The sequence below is a fragment of the Ruania rhizosphaerae genome (assembly GCF_009805705.1).
Taxonomy (GTDB): Bacteria; Actinomycetota; Actinomycetes; order Actinomycetales; family Beutenbergiaceae; genus Ruania; species Ruania rhizosphaerae.
On the sequence record NZ_VSMB01000005.1, the window covers coordinates 188,976 to 213,696 of the forward strand.

Below are 24,721 nucleotides of genomic sequence, written 5' to 3' on the forward strand. Positions count from 1 at the left end.
CGACGGGAATACTGCCACGTGGGTCTGTATACGCAACACACGGCAGTATGTCCGTCGACTTCATCCCGGTCCGTCGCACCCCGGTGAGCCCTACACTCTCGGGCATGACGACACGCCTCGCCGTCCACTCCTGGGGAACCACCGATCGCCCGGCCCTCGTGCTCCTGCACGGGATCACGGATTCCGGCCTGTGCTGGGCAGATGCGGTCGCCCGGTGGAAGCGCGACTACCGGGTGGTCGCTCCGGATGCCCTCGGGCACGGGGATTCGGACCGGTTCCGGCCCGACGAGCTCGACGGCGGGCCGGTGGACGTGATGGTCGAGGAGGTGATCGCCCTGCTGGAGACTCTGGCCCTTCCGGTCGTGCTCATCGGCCACTCCATGGGTGGCGCCACCGCGGCGGCAGTGGCGTTCCGCCGTCCAGACCTCGTCGGATCGCTCGTGCTCGAAGACCCGGCCTGGCGGGACCTGACCGGTGCCGAGGAGCGTGAACGCGGCCAGACGTTCCTCGCCGGCAGAGGAGAACCGAGCCCGGTCTGGCCGGCCGCCGAGATCGCCCCCTGGCAGGAGGCCCACGCCAAGACAGACCGTGACTTCCTCGCGCTCGGGCGAGTGGCGCCGTCGGAGCCCTGGCGAGAGCTGGTGGCAGGGTTGACGATGCCGACCCTGATCGTCACCGGCACCGAGGGGGTCATCATCGACCACTCGCAGATGGCCGAGATCGAATCGATCGGCAACCCGCGGGTGCAGATCGAGGTGATCGAGGGTGCTGGGCACTGCGTGCGCCGGGACCGGACGGAGGTCTTCCACGCGGTGGTGGACACGTGGATCAGCGAGCGGCTCGGGTCACGCCCCTCCTGAGTCCAGCTCGGTTCGGACCTCCGCCAGCGTCTGCTCCAGGTATCCGGTGATCTCCGGATCGACCCCGTGGCCGGTGAGGTCACCCGCGATCTGTTCCCACTCGTGCAGGGCTTCGGCGGGCCGGCCCGAGGCGCGGAGCACGCGGGCAACATCGTCGCGGGCGTCGATCGTGCGCGGGTCCGCGGCTCCCCAGCGGGCGATCGCGATCTGTGCACAGGCGCGCAGGTGCTCCTCCGCAGCGCCAAGGTCGGTGTCCGTCCGCAGGCGCCCGAGCAGCTGGCGGGCGTGGAACATCTGCTCGGAGTCAGGCTCGGTGAGAGTGTGCAGAGCACGGACGACGTCCTCGAGTAGCGGTGTCGCCTCGGCGGCCCGGTCGGTGTGGGTGAGCGCCGCTGCCAGTTTCGCCTGTGCCGTGCGCAGCGGGAGTGAGTCAGCGCCGAAGATGCGCTCGCAGTCCCGCACGTGCCGCTCCAGCAGCCGGACGGCAGTGGCGGCGTCACCGGTTCGGAGTGCGATCTCGGCGACGAGCCGCCGGGTTGATTGCACGTCGGGGTGATCCCACCCGAGCACCTCCACCTCCCGGGCGTGCAAGGCCGTCAGTACGTCGACGGCTTCCTGGGGGTCTGAACCCTCTGCCAGGGCGCTTCCGAGCTGGCGGCGCAGCAGGAATGTGCTGGGGTGGTCAGGTCCGAGGGCCTGATGGTGGATCACCAGCAGCGCACGCTGCAGTTCCACTGCCGCCACGTGCTGACCGGCCATATGCAGACCGGCGGCCCGGTTGCGCCGCACCGTGAGGGTGCGGGGGTGCTCGGGGCCGAGGGCCCGGACGCAGTCCGCTTCGAGGGCGGTCAGCAGCGAGAGTGCCTCCTCGGTATGCCCGTGGTCACCGAGGAGGGCGGCGAGGGTTCCGCGCATCCCGAGGAGGACGCCGTCATCGCCGGTGAGATGCTGCGTGCCGACCGCGACCGTCCGCCGAATCAGCTCCACGGCTTCCTCGCCGCGCCCCGCCTGCGAGAGGGCGCCTGCCAACGTCGCATGGGTGGCCAGGGTGTCAGGATGCGCGGCTCCGCATACCTGCTCCATGCGCGTGGCCAGCTTCTGGTGGGCGCGGACCGCATCGTCGGTGCGGTACAACCCGGTCAGCACCTGGGCCCGCAGGTTCAGCACCTCCAGGTCGAACAGCTCCGGAGCCTCTGGCGCGTGCGCCGCTGCCTCGGCGTCCGCCAGCGCCTCGGCGAGTCGGCCGCTGAGCTGGAAGGCATGCCCGCGCAGCAGGTGGGCGCGGGCTAGCCGGTCCAGAGATGGGCCGGCCTCGATCGCGCGCGTCAGGAGTCGCAGGTATCGCGGAAGGTCGCGCTGATCGTCCCAGCTCAGTTCTGCGGCCGGGCGGATGGCGTCGGCCAGTACGTCCGGATCGCGCAGGAACCCCTCGGCGTGCAGCACTGCAGCGAGATCAGCGAGATGGTGCCGTTCGGTGACCTCCAATCCGGTGACATGCTCGGTGAGGAACGCTCCCAGTGCTGCCCCGATCGCGGTACGCACCTCGGTACGGTCCTCGTCGAACAGGAACGTGTCGTCCTCGGCGGCAATCTCGCGTTGGTCCCGCTCGGTGAAGGTGCGCAGCATGGTGCTCACCGACCTGGCCCAGGAGTAGGCGTCGCTGCCGGTGTGCAGCGCCTCGGCGATCTCCGGCAGCGACGGCCAGTCCAGCTCGCGCAGCGCGGCCAGCAGCAGGTCGGTGTTCCACTCGCCGGCCCCGGCCGTGGCGTCCAGGAGAGCTGGGATACCCAGGGTCGCCAGGCTGAGCGCCTCCCGCACCGTCTCGGGCAACTCGCGCCACAGTTCGGCGTACAGTCCGCGGATCTCTGCCGGCGCCTCGGCGATCGTCGCCGCGTCGAGCCGCAGCTCGCCCGACCGGCCACGGCGGCGCACCCGCGGCAACTGGCAGAACAGTTCGAGGGCGAGTGGGTTCGGGTAGCGTCCGGCGATGAGCGCCGCTGTCCGCTGCTCCACCTGCGGGTAGTGGCTGCGCACGATCGCTTCCAGCGCCGCCGGGTCCAGCGCGGCGAGCGAGGCATCGGGTCCGAACGGTTCCGGCGCTCGCTCGTTCCGGTGGTCCAGGCGCACCACCCGGTCTCCCGCGGCGGTCAGGGCGCGCCGCACGTGCTCGTTGTCCTCGGTGCGCCCCGGCCATGAGGTGGAGATCACCAGCACCGATGCGGTCCCGCTCACCAGCGATCCGAGCAGGTCGGCCAGGCCCGCGTCGGCGTCATGCAGGTCCTCGACGACGATCACCACGGGCAGCTCCGGCACGGCGAGCCGGTCGACCATCGCCGCGGTCTCGGACACGAGGTCACTGGCGGCGATTCGTTCGCTGGAGTCGAGCCGCTCCCGTCGCTCGGCCGCCGCTCGCACCCCTGCCACTCCGCGCTCGCCCAGCCAGCGCACCAGCCCCAGACCCGGGATCGCTGCCCCCACCACAGCCTCGACCGCCGTGCCAGCCGCCTCCATCGCCGCCTCGTCCGCCGCGGCGATACCGAGATCCTTCAGGCCCGATCGCCATCGCCCGCGCGCGGGTGCGGCCTGACGCCAGGCGTCCTCCAGGTAGTCAGCGTGCGCCTGCAGCTGTGCGAGGTCGTGCCGCAGCGAGGCCGAGGAGACTCCGCCGCGCAGTGAGCAGGCGATTCCCCACCACATGAAGGCCGGGAGGCTGCCGGGGGTGTGCTCGACCTCCGGGACGAGATGTTTGCGCCGCGCGCCCACCTCCTCGGGAACGTCCGCGCCGAAGAGATCGCCCGGCCAGTAGTGCGGCTCCGGCTGCCGATGCGCCGCCAGCCGGCGGTAGAGCTCGCGCAGTAGACGCGTCTTGCCCCAGCCGGAGGGCGCCTCGAGTGCGATCCACTGCGCCGGTTCGCCCGCCCGGATCCGGTCGTAGGCCTCGAGCAGGCCCGTCACGACGGCGGAGCGTCCTTCCCCCACGAACGCTGGCTCCGGCACGGCTCACCTCTCGATCGACCCGGGCGGTGTGCCGGGCGGCTGCCTCCTATCCTGGCCGGATCCTCGGCCGCTGTCACCGCACGGTCTACCAGGTGCGCCTCGCACAGGAGGAGGCTCGGGCCGCGACGGGCTCGGCGGTGGCCCTAGAAGTTCCGGCCGTGCGGGTGCCGCGCAGCGGCATCGCCCTACGGGCGGGGCCTCTTACACTGTGCGCTCAGGAGGTGTGTGATGTCGGAGCGAGTACCGAACGAGATCGTCGCGCTCCTGTCTGCCCACGCTGAGGAGAATGAGCAGGAGAAGATCGCCCGTCGGCTGCGCGGGAGCAGTCGCCCGCTCGGGGTGCGGATGAAGACGGTCTTCGACCTCGCCAAGACCTACCGCGACATCGACCTGGATGGCGTGCCGCGGTTGCTGCGAGCCCCCTGGTACGAGGTGCGGATGGTCGGCGTGAGCATCCTGGACTTCCGCGCCCGCCTGCGCCTGACCGACGACCAGCGAGCCGAGCTTGCGCGGCTCTATCTCGACCATCACGACATGCTCGACACCTGGGACTTCGTCGACCGGGCAGCGCCCCGGGTGATCGGCGGCTGGCTGCTCACCCGCTCCGATCGCAGCATCCTCGACACCCTCGCCGCATCGCCCCACACCTACGAACGACGCTCGGCGATCACGGCGACCTTCTGGCTCGTCCGGCACGGCGAGGTCGCCGACGCTCTGCGCATCGCCGAGACCCTCGCCCGTGATCCAGAGCCGGATGTCACATCGTCGGTGGGCGTGGCGCTTCGAGAGGTGAGCGTGCAGGACGAGGCCGCCGCCGTGGCGTTCCTGCGCCGGCGCGGAGGTGACCTTCCTCGGACGGCGCTACGCACCGCCGTCGGGAAGCTGGACGCGACGCTGAAGGCCGAACTCACCGCACGGTGATCAGACGCGGTGATCAGAACAGCGCCTGCAACCCCAGGCTCGCACCCGTGACCACCAGCCACAGCACACCGCCGAGCACCAGCGGCGCCGGGCCGGTGCGGCGCAGTGCGGGCAGGTCGGTCGCCAGTCCGATCGCGGCCAGAGCAGCCGTGATCAGCACGGTGGAGGTCTGTGCACTCACGGCCTGGACGCCGGTGGGGATGAGGCCCAGCGTGTTCAGCGCCGCCACGGCGACGAATCCGACCAGGAACCACGGCACCAACCGCCACACCGGGCGCCTCGCAGCGGTGGGGGAATCGCGGCGAGCGACCACGGCGGCCAACACCAGGCAGATCGGGATGATCGCCAGCGTCCGGCTGAGTTTGACCACCACCGCGGTGTGCGCCGCCCCGGCGGAGTAACTGCCCGCCGCGGCAACCACTGAGGACATGTCATTGACGGCCGTGCCCGCGAGCACCCCGAACGCCTCGTCGCTCAGTCCCAACGCGTGCCCGAATGCGGGGAAGGCAAGCACGGCGGCGATGTTGAACACGAACACAGTGCTCAACGCATAGGCCACTCGGGTGCCGCCGGGGCGGAGTACCGGGGTGATTGCTGCGATCGCCGAGGCTCCGCATACCGCGGTACCCACCCCGATCAGCGTGCGCAGATCGCGGTCCACACCCAGCAGGCGCCCCAGCCCGACGGCGGCCCCCAGGCAGATCAGCAAGGTTCCGATGGTCACGGGCAGGGCGTGGCTCCCGACGGCGGCCACTTCACCGAGGGAGAGGTGTACCCCGAGCAGGACGACGGCGGCCTGGAGCCCCCACCGGCTCGCGACCGGGAGAGCGGGCGCCCAGGACTGGCGGCGGCGGGGCCCCGCCGCGGTGGCGACGATGGCGCCCGCCAGCACCGCGATCACCGGGGCACCGACCAGAGGGACCACCTGGCCGGCGAACGTGGCGGCGGCGGTGATCGCGGCGCAGATGAGGAGTGCGGTGAACGCCGACCCGCTGCCCGCTGCACCCGCCGCACCCGTCTGCCGAACGCTGAGTTGTTCGGCGTTGCGCGCCTGAACGCCGAACAACTCAGCGTTCGCGCTGGGTGGTGGGGTGGCGCGGTGGGGTGGTGCCATGCTCTCGATGGTGCCGGTGCCGGCGCACGTCCACTACCTACCAGATTCCTAGATGGGTATAGCCTGAAACTATGCCTGTGGCCCGCGATGTCACCCTCGACATGCTGCGCCTGCTCGTCGCGGTGGCCGATCGTGGCAGCATCTCAGCGGCTGCACGCGCCGCCGGGGTGAGTCAGCCCTCGGCCAGTGCGCGGATCAAGGACCTGGAGCGGCGCCTCGGGCTGGAGCTGGTGGAACGCCGCAGCCGGGGTGCTGAACTCACGCCCGACGGAAGGGCTGTCACCGACTGGGCGCGCGCCGTCGTCGAGGCCGCTGACGTGCTGGTCACCGGAGCCCGGGCGCTCGCCTCCCAGCACGATGCGCAGCTGGTGGTCGCTGCGAGCCAGACAGTAGGGGAGTACCTCATGCCGGCGTGGTTGGCCGCCTACCGGCGCCGCAGCGAGGGGCGGCCGGTGCGGCTGCGGGTGATGAACTCCGCCGATGTCATCGCGGCGCTGCGCTCGCGGGAGATCGATCTGGGATTCATCGAATCGCCCACGGTGCCCTCGGACCTGGCCCGGCGGCGGGTAGGGACCGACCGGCTGGCGCTGGTGGTCGGCCCGGAGCACCCGCTGGCCCGGCGGCGCCGCCCACTCACCCGCGACCAGCTCGTCGGGATGGCGCTGGCCTCACGCGAGGACGGGTCGGGAACCAGGGATGCGCTCACGCGGGCACTGGGGGAGCCGGTGCAGCCGGTCCTCGAACTCGATTCGAACGCCGCGGTGAAGGTGGAGGTTGCCTCGGGTGGGTATCCCGCAGTGCTCTCGGCGCTCGCGGTGGGGGCTGAGCTCAGCGATGGTCGTCTGGTGGAGATCGACGTTCCGGAGGTGGATCTGCGGCGGCATCTGCACGCGGTCTGGCGGCGCGGTGCCCGCCTTCCCGCGGCGGCCGAGGACTTCCTGCGGGGTGTGCTCGGCCGCTGAGCCCTGCCTGTTCGGCCGCTGAGTCTCCGCCCGAAACGGGACCGCCCTCTGGAATCAAACGTCGATCTGGCGGCAGGCCCACCCCCTCACGAAATCCGTCGTCGATCTGGCGGTCGGCCCACCCCCTCGCAAAATCCGTCGTCGATCTGGTTGGCCGTCAGTAGCCAGATCGACGTTTGATTTTCGAGAGGGGGCGGCGTCACCGGCACCGGCACCGACACCGGTGTCGGCGACCGGCGCCCGACAAAGCGGCGGTCTTCGCCGAAGCGGCCCGGGTGCTGCGCCCCGGGGCCGGCTCGCCCTGGCTGACATCGTCACCGAACGGGACTTGGTGGATGACATCGTGGGCAACGTCGAACTCTGGGCTGCGTGCATCGGCGGTGCAGCGCAGCAGGAGCGCTACCAGCAGGCGATCCAGGATGCCGGGTTGACCATCACCGTCATGAAGGTCAACCCCTACCAGTTCATCTCCGACTCGGCACGTGGCGCCACACAGACGTATGGCGTCAAGAGCGTGAGCCTGCTGGCCACGAAATGAGTGCCGGCCCGGGAAGGGCCAGAGTGGTGATCGACGTCAGCGAGCCATCCCGAGGAACGCCATCAGCGCTCGTTCGATCTCGACCAGGCGCTCGGTGCTCACGCGGCCCATGCGTGTGCCGACGCTGGATCGCCGCACCGTGGTGAGTTTGTCGATCATGATCTCGCTGTGCCGGGTGAGGCCCGCCTCGCCGGATCGCAACCGGAGCCGCAGCAATGGTGCATCGGTCAGGGACGTCGTCAATGGCAACACCGTCACCGAGCCGGTCTGGGCGAACGCGTCGTCCTGAACAATGAGGGCCGGCCTCGGCTTGCTCGCATACACGCCGCCCGCCACGGTCCAGATCTCGCCGCGGTTCACTCCTCGTCCCAGTCGACCGAGACCTGTTCGATGAACTCCTGATCGTCGGTGTGAGCATCTGCCTGGGCGACGAGGGCCGACTGGCGTGCTGCCTCGGCTGCGAACACCTCGCTGCGGACGTCTGGCACCCAGATCTGCACCGGCCGGTAGCCGCGCTCCCGCATGCGGCGCCGGTACTCGGACACACGCTCCCTGACTGCCATCCTTCGATGTTACATGTTACGACCCGGGCTGGACAGCGATTCCGTGCCCGACGGGTGCGAACGCTGGTTGTTTGCGGCACTTGGAGGCGGATGCCGCAGAACCCCGCGTCCACCCGTGGAGGCGCGCCCGGGCGTCGGGGAGGCCTGCTGCGAGGCGACGGACCGGCAACGTGAAAGAACTATTGCGAAAGATATGTTGCACGTCTACAGTCGGGGTATGCGGATCAACGACCCCGGTGCCATGCGCGCCCTCGCCCACCCCCTGAGGATCGAGCTGTTCGAGCGGCTCGCGATCGAGGGCACCGCCACGGCCAGCGAGCTCGCGGAACTGGTTGGCTCCACGCCGGCGAACTGCTCCTTCCACTTGCGCACGCTGGCCAAGCACGGCTACATCGAGCGGGTCGAAGGTGCGACCGGCCGGGATCGCCCGTGGCGCGTGATCGACATCGAGCAGTCCTGGTCCGCGGGCGAGCGTGACGGCTCCGAACGTGACCTCGCCGCCCGCGCCTTGGAGTCATCCTTCCTGGAATGGGAGACCGAACGGTTGCGCCGTGCGGCCGGGCGAGCTGCGCCGTCGGGATGGAAGAACGCATTGAGTACGACGGGTGCCACGTTGCACCTCACCCCTGAGGAGGCGAAGGACATCTCCGAGCGGATCGGGGAGATCGTGAGCGAGTACGTGCCCCGATGGGATCAGCCCGACCTGCGCCCCGACGGCGGCCGCCCGGTCCGCCTGTTCACGGCCACCTACCTGGTGGAACCCGCGCAGGACCCCGAGGGCGCTACTCCCGAGGGCGACGTGACCGATAAGGACGACCGATGAAGACGCTCTTGCAACACCGCCTCTTCCGCCGCCTGCTCGGCGGCTGGACTGTCGGCAACCTCGCTGACAGTGCCCTGTTTCTGACCCTGGCTGTGTGGGCGAAAGATCTCACCGGATCCTCCAGTGCGGCGGGACTGGTGTTCTTCGCCCTCGCGCTCCCCTCGCTGCTGGCGCCGCTGCTCGGGCTGCTCGTGGACCGGGTCCGCCGCAAGCCGCTGATCGTGACGGCGAACCTCGTGGCCGCCGGGGGTGCCGCCTCGCTGGTGCTGATCGACGGCCCGGAGATGCTGTGGCTGCTCTACGCCGTCACGCTGCTCTACGGCGCGCTCGGCGTGCTCAACGGCGCCGCTCAGTCGGGGCTCCTGCGTGACCTGCTTCCCGACGATCAGCTCGACTCGGCCAATGCGATGCTCTCCACGGTCGATAACGGGCTGCGCATCCTCACCCCGGCGATCGGAGCCGGACTGTACGTGCTCTGGGGCGGCCCCGCGCTGGGCCTCGGGGTCGCGGGACTGCTGGTGGTGACTGCCGCACTGATCGCCTCGGTACCGGTCGCCGAGTCCGATCCCGACGGCGAGCGGAGCACTTTCTGGGCAGACGCCGTCGCCGGCTTCAAGCACCTGCGCTCGGTGCCGCTGCTGCTGCGGATGGTGATCGTGGTGGCGGCCGCATTCGGGGTGATCGGGCTCTTCGACACCGTGCTGTTCGAAGTGGTCGAGCACGGACTGGGCATGGATCCGGCGTTCTTCGGGGTGCTGATGAGCCTGCAGGGGGCCGGTGCGATCGTCGGCGGTGTGACGTCGGCGATGGTGCTGCGGCGGTGGGGCCCGGCCCGGACGGTTGGTACATCGCTGGCGGTCGTCGGGCTGGCGTCGGTGGCATTCACGGTCGACGTCGTGGGACTGCCCCTGTTGCCCGCGGCCGTCGTCGCGATCCTCGTGGCCGGGGCAGTGATTCCGTGGATGATGGTCGCCATGATCACCACGCGGCAGCGGCTCACGCCGCCCCGGTTGCAGGGCCGCACCGCCGCGGCGACCAACATCTCGATGACGCTGCCGCAGATCCTCTCGATCGCCGCCGGGGCGGCGTTGGTGACCGTGGTGGACTACCGGGTGCTGCTCATCGTCGCGGGTGTGGTGCTCGGAGTGTGCTCGGTGGTGCTGCTGGCCGGGCGGGTACAGTCGACGCCAGCGGAGTCCGCCGAGGAGGACGCGGATCCTGCTCAGAAGCCTGCGGAGCCCGCCGAGGAGTCCGATGTCACGCCAGCAGCCACCTGAGTTGGGACCCGACGGGGCCGATGAACCGAACGCCGACCCGCGGCCCGGCGCGCGATTCGCCGGAGCGGGTCTGGATGACTTCGAGGCGCTCGCGGACCACGTCACTGAGGTCACGCGCGGTGTGATGATGGGCCGGCCGATGCTGCGCTTCGAGGGCACGATGATCGCCTGCCTCGACGACGGCATGCTCGGCATCCGGCTCGGCCAGGGGAGTGCGGCGTTCGCTGAGGCGATGGAGCTGCCGGGTGCCACCCGCTTCGCCCCAGGCCGAGGGTCGAAGGAGTTCAAGGATTGGGCCGCCATCCCGGCCGCTCTCAGTGGCGAGTGGGCCTACTTCGTGGCGGCGGCGATCGAAGCGCACCGGGCATGACGTCGCCTTGGCGCGACGTGGCGAAGGGGTTGATGACCTCGAGTCCGCAATCGTCGAAGTCCTTCGTGTTTCGCGTCGCCAATCGGGCGCCGCGGCTGAGGGTGATCGCTGCGATCTGACAGTCCTCGTGGCTCATGGGCTTCCCGAGGCGACGGCGCTTGGTCAGAATGTGAGCGTAGTGATCGGCGGCGGGATCATCGAACGGGAGGCCCTGGCCCAGGGGGCTAGTGAAGGAGCGCTCGGCCCGCGCGAGGAGATCAGTCCGACGCCGTCCGTCAGGGAGTGACTCAAGTCCGGCAAAGATCTCGGCACGCGTGATTGACGTGGTGCGGAGTTCGGCCGGTGGGACGGTCCCGAGCCACCGCGTGACGTGAGGGTCTCTTCGCATCAGGTACGAGATGACGTTGGTGTCGAGGACGATCACAGTTCGACCAGACGCGGTGGCCGCCGGTCCTCACCGAACGCGGGGATGTCCTCAGTATCAACATCGGCGAACTCACGAAGGATGGCCTGGCCGAGCCCTTCCGGCTCGTCAACGGCAGCAACGGCTGCGGTCAGAATCTCCCGTGCTTCAGCTTCCATCGACCGCCCGTGGCGCCGAGCCCGCTCCTGCAACGCCCGCTTCACGGACGGGTCGAGCTGTCGGATGGTCATCATGCTCACGGCCCTCACCTCCACCCTCATCCTAGGTTGCATGCAGTGCATGCGCGAGAGGTTGTCCACAGTGCTGCGTGGCGGTCATCGGTCGGTAGGTGTCACCCCTCGTCGCGTGACGGTCTACAGAGTGACGAGAATCGGCACCTACCCGGTGGCCGTCGAGCGGTGGGTGTCAAGGATCGTCGCCGCGCGCGGCACACGGCGACGTCTGGTGGCACCTACTCGGGAGCGCCGGGGGTGCTCGGGCTACCAGGGGAACCTACGGCCGGTGCGATGCGCTCGGCGCCGGTGTACACCGTCAGCCGATCCCCCCGCGAGAACCCGATCAACGTCATGCCCGACTCCTGCGCCAGCTCCACCGCCAGTGCGCTCGGGGCACTGACCGCGGCCAGCGTCTCGATCCCCGCCAGATGCGCCTTTTGCACCAGCTCGAATGACGCCCGGCCCGAGACCTGCAGCACCGCGCCCCGTAGCGGCAGCCGATCCGCCAGCAGCGCCCAGCCGACAACCTTATCCACGGCATTGTGCCGGCCCACGTCCTCGCGTAGGCACAGCAGCTCGCCGCCCGCGGTGAAGACACCTGCCGCATGTGTGCCACCGGTGCGCTCGAACTGCGACTGCCCGGCGCGCAGCGCATCCGGCAACGTGAGGAGCACCTCAGGTGAGAGGCGTGCCTGGGAGGGGTCGCCGTCGAGGGCTGCGAAGGCCGACTCCTTGGTGACCGCCTCGATCGAGGACGTCCCGCAGATGCCGCACGAGGAGGAGGTGTACACCGACCGTTCGGCACTCGCCGAGGGCGGCGCGACCCCGGGCGCGAGCGTCACGTCCACGATGTTGTAGGTCGCCTGCCCGTGCTCGTCCACGCCCGGGCCGTACCCGATCTGCGCGATCTGTGCGCGCTCGTGCACCACCGACTCGCTCACGCAGAACCCGGCTGCCAGCTCGAAGTCGTGCCCCGGGGTGCGCATCGTCACCGCGAGCGAGCGCCCGCCCACCCGAAACTCCAACGGTTGCTCGCCGGCGAGGTACTCAGTGCGCTCCCGACGGCGTCCGTCGGCCTGGATCTGGAGCGTACGGTGCCGCGTGCTCACCCGGGCCACTACTACCTCCTGACGTTAGGCTCACGGCAACGGTACGGGAGGCACCATGGCACGAGCACCAGAGCACGGGATCGACGAGTCCGAACTCCGGGTCGGGAACCCGAAGCAATCGGCCGCCGGAGTGCCTGGCGTGCTGCACGCGATGGAATCCGCACTGGATCAGATGGGGCCGGTGCGTACCGCGAAGACGCTGCTCGCGGTGAACCAGACCGACGGCTTCGACTGCCCCGGCTGCGCCTGGCCCGAGGCCAAGAAACGGCACACGGCCGAGTTCTGCGAGAACGGGGCCAAAGCGGTGGCCGAGGAGGCCACCCGGCGGCGCGTTCCGCCGTCGTTCTTCGCCGAGCACTCCCTTGCCGACCTGGCCGAGAGAGATGACTTCTGGCTGGGCCAGCAGGGTCGCCTGACCCACCCGATGGTGCGGGAGGAGGGCGCGACCCACTACCGGCCGATCTCCTGGGACGACGCCTTCGACCTGATCGCCTCCGAGCTGCTCGCCGCGGCACCGGAAGCGGCCATCTTCTACACCTCCGGGCGCACCTCCAACGAGGCCGCCTTCCTGTACCAGCTGATGGTCCGTGGCCTGGGGACGAACAATCTCCCTGACTGCTCGAACATGTGCCACGAGTCCTCCGGGGCGGCGCTGAGCGAGACCATCGGCATCGGCAAGGGGTCCGTGAGTCTGGCCGATGTGGAGAACGCCGAGCTGATCCTGGTGGCCGGGCAGAACCCGGGCACGAACCATCCGCGGATGCTCTCCGCCCTGGAGAAGGCGAAGGCCCGCGGGGCGGTGATCGTCGCGATCAACCCGCTGCCCGAGGCCGGGTTGGGTACTTTTCACAACCCGCAGACCGTGCGCGGACTGACTCGTGGCACCCGGTTGGCCGATGACTTCCTGCAGATCCGCCTCGGCGGCGACCAGGCGCTGTTCCAAGCACTCGGGGCGTTGCTGATCGAGGCCGGCGCCCTTGATCACGAATTCCTCGTCGATTCGGTTGCTGGGTTCGACGCGTATGCCGACCAGGTGCGTCACCTCGACTGGGACGAGGTGCTCACCGCCACCGGGCTGACCCGCGAGCAGATCGAGGCGCTCGCGGAGCGCCTGATCGCCTCCGACGCCACCGTGGTGTGCTGGGCGATGGGGCTTACGCAGCACCCGCACGCCGTGGCCACGCTGCGCGATGTGGTCAACGTGCTGCTCCTGCAGGGCAACATCGGAAAACCGGGGGCGGGTGTGTGCCCGGTGCGCGGGCACTCCAACGTGCAGGGCGATCGCACCATGGGCATCTTCGAGAAGATGCCCGAGTCCTTCCTCGCGGCGTTGGATCGGGAGTTCGGCTTCATCGCGCCGCGTGAGCACGGATACGACACCGTGGCCGCGATCGAGGCGATGCGCGACGGCAAGGCGCGAGTGTTCATGGCGATGGGCGGGAATTTCCTGCGCGCGACACCCGACACTGCGCTGACCGAGGCCGCGATGCAGCGCATGGCGCTGACGGTCCAGGTGTCCACGAAGCTGAACCGGTCGCACGTGGTCACGGGGCGGCGGGCCCTGATCCTGCCCGCGCTCGGACGTACGGACCGGGATGTGCAAGCCAGCGGTCCGCAACGGGTCACCGTGGAGGACTCCATGAGTGCGGTGCACGCCTCGCAGGGGCGGCTGGAGCCGCCATCGGCGCACGTGCTCTCCGAGGTGAGCATCGTCTGCAGGCTCGCCGAGCGAGTTTTCAGCCCGCTTCTCGACGGCGGGGCATGCGCTGGCAACGGGCCTTCAGTGGGCCACGGTTCCGCCGGGAAAAGCAGCGTCTCCGGGGCGAAGGGACAGTTCCCGGGCGGGGTGCCCCAGGCGAACTGGCGGGCGCTCGAGGCCGACTACCGGCTCATCCGGGAGCACATCTCGCGCGTGGTGCCCGGGTTCGAGGACTACGAGGAGCGGATCGACGCCCCGGGTGGTTTCGTGCTGCCCCACCCACCGCGGGACAGCCGGAGTTTCGCGCTCCCCGGCGGCCGAGCGGTGATGACGGCGAATGTGCTCGAGTACCCGCGGGTGCCCGAGGGGCGGTTGCTGCTGCAGACGATCCGCTCACACGATCAGTTCAACACCACCATCTACGGCAAGGATGACCGGTACCGGGGGATCATCGGCGGGCGGCGGGTGGTGTTCGTGCACGACGATGACCTTGCCGAGCGAGGGCTGGCCGATGGGGACATGGTCGACCTGATCTCGGAGTTCGGCGGGACCGAGCGCCGGGCGGAGGCGTTCCGGGCGGTCGCCTATCCGACTGCCCGCGGGTGCATCGCGGCGTACTTCCCGGAGACGAATGTGCTGGTTCCGGTGGACTCCTATGCCAAGACCTCCCGCACACCGGCGTCGAAGTCGGTGGTGGTGCGGCTGGAGCGCAGCCGGTAGCACAATCGCTCGTCAATCTGGTCGCTGGGCCACGCCGACGTTGCTCGTCATTGTGGCTGGCGGCGGTCGTGTTGGTGCACCAGAGACAGTCTGGGTGGCTTCCCGGAAATGGCGGGACTAGCCAGATCGACGAGCAATTCCTGTTCGGTGCGAGATTCGTCGTGTCGTGAAACTGTACGGTTTCGTTCAACTGGGGTAACGTGCCCGCTATGACGCGATCTGTCGTGCCCCCTGCCGCGCCCGGCTCCGCCCGATCCCATCGATCCCGCGCGGCACTGACCGTCGCTGCCACGGTTGCGCTGGCGGGAGCCCTGCTGACGGCACCTGCCGGTGAGGCGGTCGCTGAGACGACCATCTCGGAGACCTCAACCGAACAGCTCGTGTTGAACCCCGGTAGTCCCGAATCCTCATCGGTCGAGGTCAGCGGAGCGAGCGGGACAGTGCGCTCGGTCGAGGTGCACATCGCGAGCCTCACTCACCTCGATCCGAGCGCCCTCGAGATCAGCCTGACCTCCCCGGACGGGACCGAGGTCGGGCTGCTCGGCTCGTGTTCGGGGAGCTCCGGTGTGGACGACCTGGACTTGCACTTCGCCTCCGGCGGTACGCCGATCTACGAGTTCACCTCCCTCGCGGTGGCCGCGCAGCCGATCAAGCCCACGGTGTGTACTGGCACTCTGCCCACGGAGTTCGCCGAGTTCGTCGACGAGGACCCGAACGGCACCTGGACCCTCACTGTGCAGTCGGCGGCCACCGGGTCGCTCGAGAGCTGGACGCTGGACCTCGTCATCGGCGAGGCGCCACAGATCGCCTACACCACCGGGCTCGACAACCCGCTCGTCGTCGACGCCTCGGCCTCACTGCTCTACCACCGTCCCACCCTGACGGCGCCATTCACGGTCACCACGCCACCCAGCCACGGCAGCCTCAGCCTCGACGTCAGCGCTGGCGGCTTCACCTACGCCCCGGATGCTGGGTACTCCGGCCCCGATGTGTTCAGCGGCACTGACTCCGATGGGACCCCGTTCACTGTCGACCTCACAGTCGCACCCTCTGGGGTCGAGGGCGGCACCACCCGGATCGCGGCCTCGACCACCCCGTTCGCGCTCGGGGCGGGGGGCTCGATCGGTTCCTCGCCCACCTCGACCGCGATCGATGTCGACGGCGGCGCGCAGGTGGTCGCGGAGGCGGAGATCACCCTGGTGGGGTTCGAGCATGAGCTGCTGCGCCACGTGATGGCCGCGGTCGAAACGCCGGATGGCACGGCCTCCACACTGACCGACAACTGCGGCGACGACTACTGGATCTCGGGCGATATCACCTTCGCCGACGGCGGCGTCCCCCTCCCGGATGACCTCACCGGAACGCCCGGCGAGCTCACCAGCGGCACCTACGCGCCCCAGCGCTGCATCTTCCCCACGAGCGCCCAGCCGGGTATCGGCGAGGTCACAGCCGTCGGATTCGGTCCGCTGACCGATGAACCGGCCGATGGCGACTGGGAGCTCTACCTCTACGACGACGGCCCCGGTGGCGAGGGGACGGTGGCGGGCTGGCTCCTGCGGATGGTCACCGTCGATGAGGTGGCGGTGCCCCCCTCAGCCGAGCCGGCGCCGCACGTCTTCCGCACCACCCCGCAGACTCCGCTGCACGTCGACGGGTCTGCCACGGCGGTGGCGATCGACGCCCCGGTCGCGGAGATCACGGACATCGACGACTCCGCGACCACCGGTGCGGTGACCTTCGACGCGGGCTCCGGGAGCTTCGCCTACCGTCCGGCCGACGGGTTCACCGGCCTGGACACCTTCGAGATCCACACCGCATCCACTCAGACCACCGTGGTCGTCGTCGTCGACGGGGTGCCTGGCCCGAACCGGGTGACCTACGTCGCCGACGACGGCCGCGGTATGAGCATTCCCTACTCCGGCATCGTCGAGCAGAGCCTGACGATGACTGACCCTGGCAACTCGCTTGCGCCGGACATCGCTCCCAGCTCGATCGTCGACGCCTCCGCCACGCTGTTCGGGCTCCAGCACACCTACCCGGCCGACCTCGTCATCAGCCTGGCCTCCGGCGGGCGCTCGCTCGACCTGCTGAACCGCTGCGGATCCGGCAACGACATCGAGGGCCTCACGCTTGAGTTCACCGATGCCGCCGCCGGACTTGCGGGTCCGACGATCTCCTCGGGCCGCTATGCACCGACCACGTGCGCGGGAGGCTCGGCAGGCACCTTCACCGAGGAGTTCGTCGGCAACGGCCTGCCGGCCGACGGCCCGTGGACGCTCACGATCGACGACACCTATGACGGCGACGGCGGCGCGCTGACCTCCTGGCGGGTATCGGTCACCACGGCGGTGGACCTGATGCTCGTGGACGCCTCGTTCACGGTCGCCGAGGACGGCACGCTCGTGCGGGACCAGGCGTCCGGCCTGGCGACCGCGGCCTCCGGTGCGGCGGCCGCGGAGGCAAGCTACGCCGTCGTGAGCGAACCCGAGCACGGCAGCCTCGAGCTCGACCCGAGCGGTGCCTTCACCTACGTCCCTGATCCGGACTTTTTCGGCACGGACACCTTCACGGCCACCGCGACCGCCGGCGGGTTCACCACCGAGCCGGCCACGATCTCCATCGAGGTGACGGGGGTCAATGATCCACCGATCGCGAACGATGCCAGTTTCTCGGTCATCAGCGGCGAACGTCTTTCCGGAGATCTCACCGGTTCGGCTACCGACGCCGACGACGATCCGGTGACGTTCAGCGTTGTGGCGCCACCGGAGCACGGGACGCTCGACCTCGCGCCCGACGGCACGTTCACCTACATCAGTGATCTCGGCTTCGCTGGGGACGACGAGTTCACCTTCGGCGTCTCAGACCTGCGCGCACCGCCCTCACCCTTGCCTGACGAGGGCCCGTCAGAGGCCCAGGTGCGGATCGAGGTGCTACCGGCGCAGACCCCGTCGCCGACCGAGGACCCGAGCATCGATCCCACCGCCACCGACGATCCCAGCCCGACCGGCGCAGATCCGGGCGACGAGCACCCGAGCAGCGGCCCGGCGACTGAAACGACTGAAACTCCGGCCGGCACCGATGACGGGCTCCCGAGCACGGGCGTCTCGTCGTTGGGCGTGATCGCTGTCCCCATGCTGCTGCTCACCGGTGGTTTGGCACTGGCCCTGCGTCGCCACCGCTTCCACCCGGAGCGCATGGGACACTGACCGCCATGGACGACGCACCCCACTCGCGCGGCGGCTCCCACCCGGACCCGACAGTGCGGGACAGGGTCCTGGCGGCGTTCCTCGACGAGATCACCGATCGTGGGCTGGGCAATGTCTCCATGGACGCTATCGCCAAGGCGGCCCGGGTCTCGAAGGCGACGATGTACCGTCGATGGCCGTCCAAGCGGGACCTCATCCTGGATGCCTACGCGATGGAATCGGCACCCATCACCGATCTCCCGGAGGACTTGACCCTGCGCAAGTTCGTGGATCTGGTGTTCACCAGCATCGACGACCCGCAGGCACGGCGCCGCAACCGGCAGCTTCTCGCCGAACTGATCGCCGCTGTCGGCCATGACGACGTCGCACGTGAGATGGCTCAGCGGCGTCACTACTTCTGGCGCCGGGTCCTGATCGATCTCATCACGCAGGCGCAGGAGGCGGGCGAGGTGCCTCCCGGGCGCGACCCCGAGGTGACAGCGGAGACCATCGCGGCAGTGACGACGGTTCGCCACCTCTACGCCGAGCAGTACGACGGCACCGCTGAACTGGTGTGGCAACTCCTCACTGCCCCCGATCCACTGGACCGACGGGAGTAGCCTCAGCCCGTCGCAGCGTGGCCACCACGCCGACCAGCATCAGTGCCCCGATCAGCGCCGCCACCCCCAGTGGCGTGCCGGTGATCAGCAGCAAGGCCACTGCTCCGGTCGCGGAGAACGGCACCGAGACCCGCATCAGCGGCAGGCGATCGTCTCGGCCGGAACCGGCAGATCGAAGTCGATCGTCACGGTCTCGGTCTGGGTGAGGGCGTCCTGCAAGGTCGCCACGCCGCGCACACTGGTGCCACCGGCATCGAGGGTGACATCCGCACTCTCCTGCGTGCCGAACACGCCTTCGGGACCGGACCATGCGACGTCGTTGTAGGGAGCTCCGGCGAGCTCCTGGATGTAGACGTCGATCTGGATCCGCTCGCCGTCGTGCTCGCCCAAGCCCTGGAGCTCCAACTCCCGCTCCACCATCTCCTGCTGCAGCGGCTCGCAGTTGCGCAGTTCGGTGATCTCGTACTGGACGTCGTCGACGGTCACGAGGCCGAGGACGTCCCCGGCAGCGTCCTGACCCGCGCCGGCCTCCTCGGTGGGCTCGTTCTCAGCATCCCCGGCTGCCGGCTCATCGTCAGCCGGAGCATCCGCTTCCTGCGTGTTCTGCGTCTCGGCCCCGGCGGGTTCGTCGGTACCGGAGTCAGCGGCAGGGGAGGTGCAGGCCGCCACGCTCAGCAGCAGGCCCGCGGTCACGGCGGCGACCGGTGCGCGGCGCAGGGTGGTGGTTCGCATCGATGGTCTCCTCAGGATTCTCACGGGCAGGTGACGGCGGCCACGAAGTCGCCCACCAACGGGTCCTCCGAGCCGGGTGTCCCGTCGAACGCTCCGACGGCGGTCGCCTCCGTTCCGACCAGCCGGACCAGAGGGGTGGTGCCACTGCCCGAGAGCCACTCGGTCTCGCCATCCTCGTCACGCTGGGCGGTCACCATGGAGTTACTGTTCAACTCGCGTTCTGCCGTGCCGCCGACGAGAGAGAGGTTGACGTACTCGTCCTCCCACGCCCAGCCGACTCCGGAGCCGATCGTGCGGCTCCACCTCAGTTCGGCCGGCCCGAGCCCGGTCTCCCCGCGAGCCGTCACCTCGAAGACCCCTGCGTCGGGTACGTCCTCGATCCGGCACTCCACGTCGTCGAAGTCGAGCCGGTCGCTCGCGAATTCAATGTAGGCGCTACCCGGTTCGGCGGCCTCGACGTCAGGGTGGAGACTGTCGGCGACGAGGACGTCGAGGTAGTCGCCCGCCGCGGCGCTGCCAGCTTCGTCCTCATCCTGGTCGGTGTCCTCGGACTGACCGGTGTCCTCGGACTGCTCCGTGTCACCGGAGTCCTCGGCAACAGAACTGGTCTCGGCCGGGTCGTCGCCCGGCTCCTGAGCCGGTGCGGCGTCGGAGCACGCAGCCATCAGGGCCGCCATGGCGAGTGCGCCTGCCGCCGGTACCCTCCGGCGGAGGGTGCGCGCACTCATCGGCCCGCCTCCGTCATCGTGGTGACGCGCCGGCGTGCGAGCACCAGCAGCAGGGCCCCGAGCATGGTCAGCCCGGCGGCCGCCGCGAGCGGCTGCGGCGCGGCGCCCGTGGCGGGGAGCGTGCCATCTGCGGTGGCTGTCGTCTCGGTGGGTTCCGGCGTCTGCGTCGGATCCGGGGCGGGCGTCGGATCCGACGTCGGGGTGGGCTCGGGATCGACGGCTGCCGGGATCACCTCGATCACGACGGCGTCCGTCAGCCCCATCTGGTGCGTTCCGGTGATCGTGTGCGCACTTGCCGTGGGGAACGTGACCTGGTCACCGTCCACCACGTCCGTGGCCACGTCGGAGGTGAACGTGGTCTCGGCCGTGACGTCGCCCAGCGAGAGACCGTCGGTGTCGAAGCCCTCCGCGGTGAGTGTCACACTCTCCCCCTCGTCGACCTCGGTGGCCGAGGCGTGCACGACGATCGCGGCAAGCTCGGGAGCGGGCTGCTCCCAGACCGCTGTCAGCATGGCGTCACCGTAGATCGGGTCCCCGGCAGACCACGCCTGCGCGTCCTCGGGCGTCCCCGCGTCCTCGATTGTCCACCCGGTGAACTCCAGGTCGGAGTGTGAGGGAGAAGGCAGGAGCGACTCGGGCAAAGTGGTCCAGAGCGTTCCCTCGGTCAGCTGGTCCAGCGGGAGGAGCAGCGGTGCCGGCATCGGTGTCCCCGCCGTCGGGTCGCTGAACTGGATCTCGATGTGCGGCGAGGTTAGCAGCTCGTGCCACGTCGGCCACGTGAATCCGCCACTGGCTGCCTGGCCCTCGCCCTCGCGCCACAGGTACTCGATCCGCGGGCTCGTCTCATTCTGCTCGCTGGCGAAGGGGCTGTCGGCGGTGCTGGGTTCGGCGCCGAGGAATCGCACCGTCTCCAGATCCGGATTGTCGCCGAACGCTCCCGCCCCCAGCTGCGTGATCGTGGCCGGGACGGTGACCGTGTGCAGCTCATTGTGCGAGAACGTCTTGTCCCAGATCGTGGTGAGCGTGTCCGGCAGGGTCACCGACGTCAGCGCGTTCCTCCGGAAGGCATGCTGTCCCAGGAAGACGAGCTCGGGAAGGTCCACCGAGGTGAGGTTGTTGCTGGTGAAGGCATAGCCTTCGATCCTCGTGACGGACCCGGGCAGGTCGATCGCGGTGAGCTCGTTGAAGCCGAACGCGTAGGGGCCAATGGTGGTGAGGCCGGCAGGCAGGGTCGCCGATGCGATGTCGGTGTCGCGGAATGCGGCCTGAGCAATCTCGACCACCGGAGCCGAGTCGCCGCCGATCGTGACCTCGTCCTGCAGGGCGACGTCCGGATGGGCCGGGTTCGCGGCCTCCGAGTAGGAGACGGCCACCGCACCGGCCTCGGGGTTCCCCTCGACAGCGAGCTCATAGGTGACGCCGTCGACCTCGACGGTCTCCGCGGCATGGGCCGCGGTGGTGCCGGTGAGCGCCGCGACGGGCAGGAGGAGGGCTGCGAGAACCAGGCGTAGGCGCCCGCTTCCTCGGTGACGAACGGACATGTGACCCTTCCTGAGAGCTTCGACTGCACGAGCGTCGAACACGATAGGTTGAGGGTCGACAAGACGGCGATGGTCAATGATTGACCATCGTGTGCGACGGGTGGGAGGGGATGGTGTGCGGGGCGCTCTGACGGTCACCTCGAACGGTGCCGGGCGGATCTGGGAGGCGCTGGCCACCCAGCGAGCGGTGGTGCTCACCGGGGTAGCCGGGGCCGGCAAGTCGTACCTGCTCCGAACGCTGGCGGCCGTGCTCGCCGAGCAGGGCCGGCCGGCGCCGCTGCTCTCGCCGAACAGTCTCGGCCGGGACATCCCGCTGGGTGTCTTCGCCGGGGTGCTCGATCTGCCGGCGACGGCGCTGAGCTCACCGATCGCCGTCATCGATGCCTTCTCCCGGCACCGTTCCTCCACGGTGCTGCTGGTGGACGACGTCGATCACCTGGACGAGACCTCGGCGTGGGTGGTGGCGCACCTCGTGGGCACCTCCCGGGTGAAGGCCGTGCTCACCGCCAGGTCGATGGACACGGTGCCCTCCGCCGTCCATGATCTCTACGACCGGGGCGAGCTGGTCCAGGTGAGTGTCGGTGAGCTCAGCGATGCCGAGGCGACCGAACTCGCTACCGAGCACGCCGGGGGAGCGCTCACGCCCGCGGCGCGTGCTGCGGTGCTCACCGCGGCTCAGGGCAACGCGCTCCACCTGCGGGAGATCGTGCGCGGCAGCCTGGCTGACGGACGCCTGGTACAGACCGAGCACGGCTGGGACCTGCAGGGCGAGCCGGCGCTGACCCCACGCCTAGCCCAACTCATCAGTGTGAGGTTCGACTCGCTCGACCAGGAGACGCTCGAGGCAGCCGCATTGATCGCCATTGCCGGCGAGTGCCCGGCCGAGGCGGTCGATCCGACTGCCCGCCGCACGCTCGCCCGCGCCGGCGTGATCGAGCCTGCCATCGACGGATGGTTGCGGACGAGCCACCCGCTGGACGGGGAGTACCTGCGGTCGCGATCCTCGGCTGCGCTGTGGCGTGACCTGACCGCGGACGCCATCGACGTGCTCCGATCTCCGGCTGCAGCACCTCGCCCGGACGCGGGCCGGCGTGCGAATCTGCTCGCCCTCGATCTCGGCCACGCCATGGACGAGGAGGCGGTGCTGCTCCTGGCTGAGCATGCGCTGGCCGCCTCGGACGAACACCTGGCGCTTCGCGCGGCGCAGGCCGTGCTCTCCCAGGACGACGCCTGCACGAGCGCACTCCGGATCGCCGGCCAGGCATGCTCGGTGCTGGGCCGTACCACGGAGGCAGACGCCTATTTCGAGGCGGCGCAGGCGCGGGTGCAGACACCGGCCGAGCGGTCGCTGGTCGCGTGGGCGCGGGCGAACCACCTCGGACTGCGCCATCACGATGCTCCGGCAGCGCTCGCCGTTCTGCGGGAGGCGCTCGCAGTGGTCAAGGATCCGGAGCAGCAGGCTTCCTTGCAGCTGGCCGCAGGGCGCTGGGCCTCGGTGGCAGGTCTGAGCGCCGCGGCCCCTGCCCTCGAACCGGTTCCAGAGGCGAGTGGTGTCGAGGAGGCGATGGGGCTGGTCACCCTGGCCGTCGGTGGCGTGATCGCCGGTCCGCTGCAGGAGACCGGGCAACTACTGAACCAGCTACGCCGGATCCCCGCCGAGGTGCTCCTCGCCGCTCCGGGCGGAGCGATGCTGGCCGAGCTTGCTGGTGTGATGGCCCTCTCGTTCACCGGCGACGTCGTCGCCACCCGCGGCCGGTTGGAGGAGCTGCTGGGTGCGTCCGACGAGCTGCCGCCCGAGGCCGTCGGGACCTGGGAGTACGCGCTCGGTTTCGTCGAACTTCTCTCGGCGGACGCCGAGCGTTCCTACGAGCTCGCCGTTGCCGCGACCCAACACCTGGCCTGGCGTGACCCCGCCGGACTGCTCCCCGCGGCCCAGGCACTCACCGGGGCGGCTGCGCTCACGACCGGTCGCCAGGCCGAGTCCGTTCGTGCGTTCGATGACGTCCCCGAGCCTGCGGGTGGAGATCCCAAGGTGGTCATGCTGCGGGCGTGGGCGGACGCCTGGCAGGCCAAGTCCGACAACCGGCCCGATCAGGCGGCCGATCTACTCGTCGAGACCGCCCAGTGGCTGCTGACCGTGCAGCACACCTACTTCGCCGGGATGCTCGCCCACTGTGCGGTCCGGTGCGGGCGCCGGCTGGACGATGCTGCTGCGGTGCTTCATGCCGCGCACTCCTTCGCCGGCGGCGGATTGCTACAGATCCTCGAACGCCACGTCGAGGCGGTCCGTGCTGGCGACCCCGAGGCGCTGGGCACTGTGGCCGACGAGGCGTGCGAGCTCGGCCTGGTGGTGACCGCCATCGACAGCTGGCTCGGGCTGGCCGACGGTGACGCCGACCTCGGTGAGCTGAGGGTGCGCCGGTTCCGGGCGACCGCGGATCGGCTCCGCGCCCAGAACCCTGGGGCCGCGCTGTGGCGCGCCGGTCCCGACCGGTCCCTGGTGCTCACCGCACGGGAGTTGCAGGTGGCCGAGATGGCAGCGCGCCGGTTCTCCTCGAAGGAGATCGCCGCAGCCAACGGCGTCTCGGTGAACACGGTGTCCAAACAGCTTGCGTCCGCTTTTCGCAAGCTTGGGGTCTCCACCAGGGCCGAACTGCGCGAGTTGCTCGGTGGGGACGACCGCGCCGAGGCCTGATCGGTACCGGCCGGGCCGGGCCGCCGGTCAACCACGTGCCTCCCAGCGCGGGCCATGCTGGCAAGTAGGTGCTGGTGGGTGGCAGTCCCGGTGCTCCGGTCGCCGTGCTCATGGCAGCCGGACCGCTCCCTGGCCCTGTGCACCGAGGATGTCGTCCGGGTTCGAATATGGACATGACTTGAGTGAGAGGCAGCCACAGCCGATGCAGTTCGAGAACCGGTCACGCAGCGCGGTGAGGTGCTCGATCCTGTCGTTGAGATCGTCGCGCCATTCGCGCGAGATGCGTGCCCAGTCCTTCTTCGTGGGCAGCCCTTCCTCCGGGAGCTGATCGAGCGCGTCCTTGATGCGCTCGAGTGCGATCCCCACCCGCTGTGACGCGCGTATGAACGCCAGCACGCGCAGCGTGTCCCGGCGATATTCGCGGCGGCCCCCTGCGGTCCGCCGGCTGTGGATGAGGTCGAGTGACTCGTAGTAGTGCAGCGTCGAGACGGCAACCCCTGCTCGCTGGGCGACCTGTCCTGGTTTGAGCCAGACGACGTCCTTGGGCACCTGGGACATCGGGCGATCTTCCTCCTGCGGCTTGACATCAAGTGGACTTGATGAAGTCGACTCTACATCGAGTCAACGT

General features: G+C 69.7%; 23 protein-coding genes. 11 read left to right on the forward strand and 12 right to left on the reverse strand.

What is annotated here, in order from left to right; genetic code table 11:
* The first annotated feature begins 104 nt into the window (after positions 1-104).
* Positions 105-860, forward strand: coding sequence for an alpha/beta fold hydrolase (locus tag FV560_RS09700; RefSeq protein WP_159621325.1), 756 nt, complete (start codon positions 105-107; stop codon positions 858-860).
* On the opposite strand, the gene FV560_RS09705 is transcribed toward FV560_RS09700, so the two are convergent.
* On the reverse strand, positions 846-3,857 hold the full coding sequence (locus tag FV560_RS09705; RefSeq protein WP_159621326.1) for a tetratricopeptide repeat protein: 3,012 nt from the start codon (positions 3,855-3,857) through the stop codon (positions 846-848). The two genes, FV560_RS09700 and FV560_RS09705, sit on opposite strands and share 15 nt — an antisense overlap.
* Positions 3,858-4,085: 228 nt before the next feature.
* Here FV560_RS09705 and FV560_RS09710 point away from each other — a divergent pair, with 228 nt between their 5' ends.
* Positions 4,086-4,778 (forward strand): DNA alkylation repair protein, encoded by a 693-nt coding sequence (locus FV560_RS09710; protein WP_159621327.1) that lies wholly within the window; start codon positions 4,086-4,088, stop codon positions 4,776-4,778.
* A gap of 13 nt (positions 4,779-4,791) precedes the next feature.
* On the opposite strand, the gene FV560_RS09715 is transcribed toward FV560_RS09710, so the two are convergent.
* Positions 4,792-5,892 (reverse strand): YeiH family protein, encoded by a 1,101-nt coding sequence (locus FV560_RS09715; RefSeq protein WP_159621328.1) that lies wholly within the window; start codon positions 5,890-5,892, stop codon positions 4,792-4,794.
* Between the two features lie 71 nt (positions 5,893-5,963).
* Between FV560_RS09715 and FV560_RS09720 the strand changes: the two genes are divergently transcribed.
* Complete coding sequence (locus FV560_RS09720; protein ID WP_159621329.1) at positions 5,964-6,854, forward strand: LysR family transcriptional regulator; 891 nt, start codon at positions 5,964-5,966, stop codon at positions 6,852-6,854.
* Between the two features lie 343 nt (positions 6,855-7,197).
* Positions 7,198-7,392 carry a class I SAM-dependent methyltransferase gene (locus FV560_RS09725; protein ID WP_159621330.1) on the forward strand — a complete coding sequence of 65 codons (195 nt, stop codon included), beginning with the start codon at positions 7,198-7,200 and terminating at the stop codon, positions 7,390-7,392.
* Positions 7,393-7,428: 36 nt separating this feature from the next.
* Here FV560_RS09725 and FV560_RS09730 read toward each other — a convergent pair whose 3' ends face one another.
* Entirely contained in the window at positions 7,429-7,752 is a 324-nt protein-coding gene (locus FV560_RS09730; RefSeq protein WP_159621331.1) for a type II toxin-antitoxin system PemK/MazF family toxin, read from the reverse strand.
* Entirely contained in the window at positions 7,749-7,955 is a 207-nt protein-coding gene (locus tag FV560_RS09735; RefSeq protein WP_159621332.1) for an antitoxin MazE-like protein, read from the reverse strand. Before FV560_RS09735 ends, FV560_RS09730 begins: the two co-directional genes overlap by 4 nt.
* A gap of 217 nt (positions 7,956-8,172) precedes the next feature.
* Between FV560_RS09735 and FV560_RS09740 the strand changes: the two genes are divergently transcribed.
* The 3 genes from FV560_RS09740 to FV560_RS09750 are packed head-to-tail and all read left to right on the forward strand — an operon-like array spanning position 8,173 to position 10,425.
* Positions 8,173-8,778 (forward strand): winged helix-turn-helix domain-containing protein, encoded by a 606-nt coding sequence (locus tag FV560_RS09740; RefSeq protein WP_159621333.1) that lies wholly within the window; start codon positions 8,173-8,175, stop codon positions 8,776-8,778.
* Complete coding sequence (locus FV560_RS09745; RefSeq protein WP_159621334.1) at positions 8,775-10,055, forward strand: MFS transporter; 1,281 nt, start codon at positions 8,775-8,777, stop codon at positions 10,053-10,055. The genes FV560_RS09740 and FV560_RS09745 overlap by 4 nt, the downstream gene beginning before the upstream one ends.
* Complete coding sequence (locus FV560_RS09750) at positions 10,033-10,425, forward strand: hypothetical protein (protein WP_159621335.1); 393 nt, start codon at positions 10,033-10,035, stop codon at positions 10,423-10,425. The genes FV560_RS09745 and FV560_RS09750 overlap by 23 nt, the downstream gene beginning before the upstream one ends.
* Here the strand turns inward: FV560_RS09750 and FV560_RS20665 are convergent.
* The 3 genes from FV560_RS20665 to fdhD form a co-directional block, all read right to left on the reverse strand.
* Complete coding sequence (locus FV560_RS20665) at positions 10,370-10,849, reverse strand: type II toxin-antitoxin system VapC family toxin (protein ID WP_159621336.1); 480 nt, start codon at positions 10,847-10,849, stop codon at positions 10,370-10,372. The genes FV560_RS09750 and FV560_RS20665 overlap by 56 nt on opposite strands.
* Positions 10,846-11,082, reverse strand: a complete 237-nt coding sequence (locus FV560_RS09760) for a FitA-like ribbon-helix-helix domain-containing protein (RefSeq protein WP_235020046.1) — start codon at positions 11,080-11,082, stop codon at positions 10,846-10,848. The genes FV560_RS20665 and FV560_RS09760 overlap by 4 nt, the downstream gene beginning before the upstream one ends.
* 218 nt (positions 11,083-11,300) lie before the next feature.
* The gene (gene fdhD, locus FV560_RS09765; RefSeq protein ID WP_235020038.1) at positions 11,301-12,173 is read right to left on the reverse strand and encodes a formate dehydrogenase accessory sulfurtransferase FdhD; all 873 of its coding nucleotides are present in this window, start codon (positions 12,171-12,173) and stop codon (positions 11,301-11,303) included.
* A 55-nt stretch (positions 12,174-12,228) separates the two neighbouring features.
* Here fdhD and FV560_RS09770 point away from each other — a divergent pair, with 55 nt between their 5' ends.
* The 3 genes from FV560_RS09770 (at position 12,229) to FV560_RS09780 (ending at position 18,397) form a co-directional block, all read left to right on the forward strand.
* Positions 12,229-14,592, forward strand: coding sequence for an FdhF/YdeP family oxidoreductase (locus FV560_RS09770; RefSeq protein ID WP_159621338.1), 2,364 nt, complete (start codon positions 12,229-12,231; stop codon positions 14,590-14,592).
* A gap of 209 nt (positions 14,593-14,801) precedes the next feature.
* Positions 14,802-17,798 carry an Ig-like domain-containing protein gene (locus tag FV560_RS09775; RefSeq protein WP_159621339.1) on the forward strand — a complete coding sequence of 999 codons (2,997 nt, stop codon included), beginning with the start codon at positions 14,802-14,804 and terminating at the stop codon, positions 17,796-17,798.
* A gap of 5 nt (positions 17,799-17,803) precedes the next feature.
* The gene (locus tag FV560_RS09780) at positions 17,804-18,397 is read left to right on the forward strand and encodes a TetR/AcrR family transcriptional regulator (RefSeq protein WP_159621340.1); all 594 of its coding nucleotides are present in this window, start codon (positions 17,804-17,806) and stop codon (positions 18,395-18,397) included.
* Here the strand turns inward: FV560_RS09780 and FV560_RS09785 are convergent.
* Genes FV560_RS09785 through FV560_RS09800 form a run of 4 tightly spaced genes read right to left on the reverse strand, consistent with a single transcriptional unit; the run spans position 18,363 to position 21,398 of the window.
* Positions 18,363-18,533, reverse strand: coding sequence for a hypothetical protein (locus FV560_RS09785; protein ID WP_159621341.1), 171 nt, complete (start codon positions 18,531-18,533; stop codon positions 18,363-18,365). The two genes, FV560_RS09780 and FV560_RS09785, sit on opposite strands and share 35 nt — an antisense overlap.
* Positions 18,533-19,129, reverse strand: a complete 597-nt coding sequence (locus FV560_RS09790; protein WP_159621342.1) for a hypothetical protein — start codon at positions 19,127-19,129, stop codon at positions 18,533-18,535. The genes FV560_RS09785 and FV560_RS09790 overlap by 1 nt, the downstream gene beginning before the upstream one ends.
* Positions 19,130-19,149: 20 nt before the next feature.
* Complete coding sequence (locus FV560_RS09795; protein WP_159621343.1) at positions 19,150-19,857, reverse strand: hypothetical protein; 708 nt, start codon at positions 19,855-19,857, stop codon at positions 19,150-19,152.
* Positions 19,854-21,398, reverse strand: a complete 1,545-nt coding sequence (locus FV560_RS09800) for a leucine-rich repeat domain-containing protein (protein WP_159621344.1) — start codon at positions 21,396-21,398, stop codon at positions 19,854-19,856. Before FV560_RS09800 ends, FV560_RS09795 begins: the two co-directional genes overlap by 4 nt.
* A gap of 115 nt (positions 21,399-21,513) precedes the next feature.
* Between FV560_RS09800 and FV560_RS09805 the strand changes: the two genes are divergently transcribed.
* On the forward strand, positions 21,514-24,093 hold the full coding sequence (locus FV560_RS09805) for a LuxR C-terminal-related transcriptional regulator (protein WP_159621345.1): 2,580 nt from the start codon (positions 21,514-21,516) through the stop codon (positions 24,091-24,093).
* A 108-nt stretch (positions 24,094-24,201) separates the two neighbouring features.
* On the opposite strand, the gene soxR is transcribed toward FV560_RS09805, so the two are convergent.
* Positions 24,202-24,651, reverse strand: coding sequence for a redox-sensitive transcriptional activator SoxR (gene soxR / locus FV560_RS09810; RefSeq protein WP_159621346.1), 450 nt, complete (start codon positions 24,649-24,651; stop codon positions 24,202-24,204).
* Positions 24,652-24,721: the final 70 nt, after the last annotated feature.

What these genes read in the sequence shown, in the direction of transcription:
- FV560_RS09710 (WP_159621327.1), top strand. Translation starts at nt 4,086, where the DNA reads ATGTCGGAGCGAGTACCGAACGAGATCGTCGCGCTCCTGTCTGCCCAC.
- FV560_RS09750 (WP_159621335.1), top strand. Translation starts at nt 10,033, where the DNA reads ATGTCACGCCAGCAGCCACCTGAGTTGGGACCCGACGGGGCCGATGAA.
- FV560_RS09770 (WP_159621338.1), top strand. Translation starts at nt 12,229, where the DNA reads ATGGCACGAGCACCAGAGCACGGGATCGACGAGTCCGAACTCCGGGTC.
- FV560_RS09795 (WP_159621343.1), bottom strand. Translation starts at nt 19,857, where the DNA reads ATGAGTGCGCGCACCCTCCGCCGGAGGGTACCGGCGGCAGGCGCACTC.
- FV560_RS09720 (WP_159621329.1), top strand. Translation starts at nt 5,964, where the DNA reads ATGCCTGTGGCCCGCGATGTCACCCTCGACATGCTGCGCCTGCTCGTC.
- FV560_RS09775 (WP_159621339.1), top strand. Translation starts at nt 14,802, where the DNA reads ATGACGCGATCTGTCGTGCCCCCTGCCGCGCCCGGCTCCGCCCGATCC.
- FV560_RS09700 (WP_159621325.1), top strand. Translation starts at nt 105, where the DNA reads ATGACGACACGCCTCGCCGTCCACTCCTGGGGAACCACCGATCGCCCG.
- FV560_RS09735 (WP_159621332.1), bottom strand. Translation starts at nt 7,955, where the DNA reads ATGGCAGTCAGGGAGCGTGTGTCCGAGTACCGGCGCCGCATGCGGGAG.
- soxR (WP_159621346.1), bottom strand. Translation starts at nt 24,651, where the DNA reads ATGTCCCAGGTGCCCAAGGACGTCGTCTGGCTCAAACCAGGACAGGTC.
- FV560_RS09780 (WP_159621340.1), top strand. Translation starts at nt 17,804, where the DNA reads ATGGACGACGCACCCCACTCGCGCGGCGGCTCCCACCCGGACCCGACA.
- FV560_RS09740 (WP_159621333.1), top strand. Translation starts at nt 8,173, where the DNA reads ATGCGGATCAACGACCCCGGTGCCATGCGCGCCCTCGCCCACCCCCTG.
- FV560_RS09715 (WP_159621328.1), bottom strand. Translation starts at nt 5,892, where the DNA reads ATGGCACCACCCCACCGCGCCACCCCACCACCCAGCGCGAACGCTGAG.
- FV560_RS09745 (WP_159621334.1), top strand. Translation starts at nt 8,775, where the DNA reads ATGAAGACGCTCTTGCAACACCGCCTCTTCCGCCGCCTGCTCGGCGGC.
- FV560_RS09800 (WP_159621344.1), bottom strand. Translation starts at nt 21,398, where the DNA reads ATGTCCGTTCGTCACCGAGGAAGCGGGCGCCTACGCCTGGTTCTCGCA.
- FV560_RS09760 (WP_235020046.1), bottom strand. Translation starts at nt 11,082, where the DNA reads ATGATGACCATCCGACAGCTCGACCCGTCCGTGAAGCGGGCGTTGCAG.
- FV560_RS09785 (WP_159621341.1), bottom strand. Translation starts at nt 18,533, where the DNA reads ATGCGGGTCTCGGTGCCGTTCTCCGCGACCGGAGCAGTGGCCTTGCTG.
- FV560_RS09790 (WP_159621342.1), bottom strand. Translation starts at nt 19,129, where the DNA reads ATGCGAACCACCACCCTGCGCCGCGCACCGGTCGCCGCCGTGACCGCG.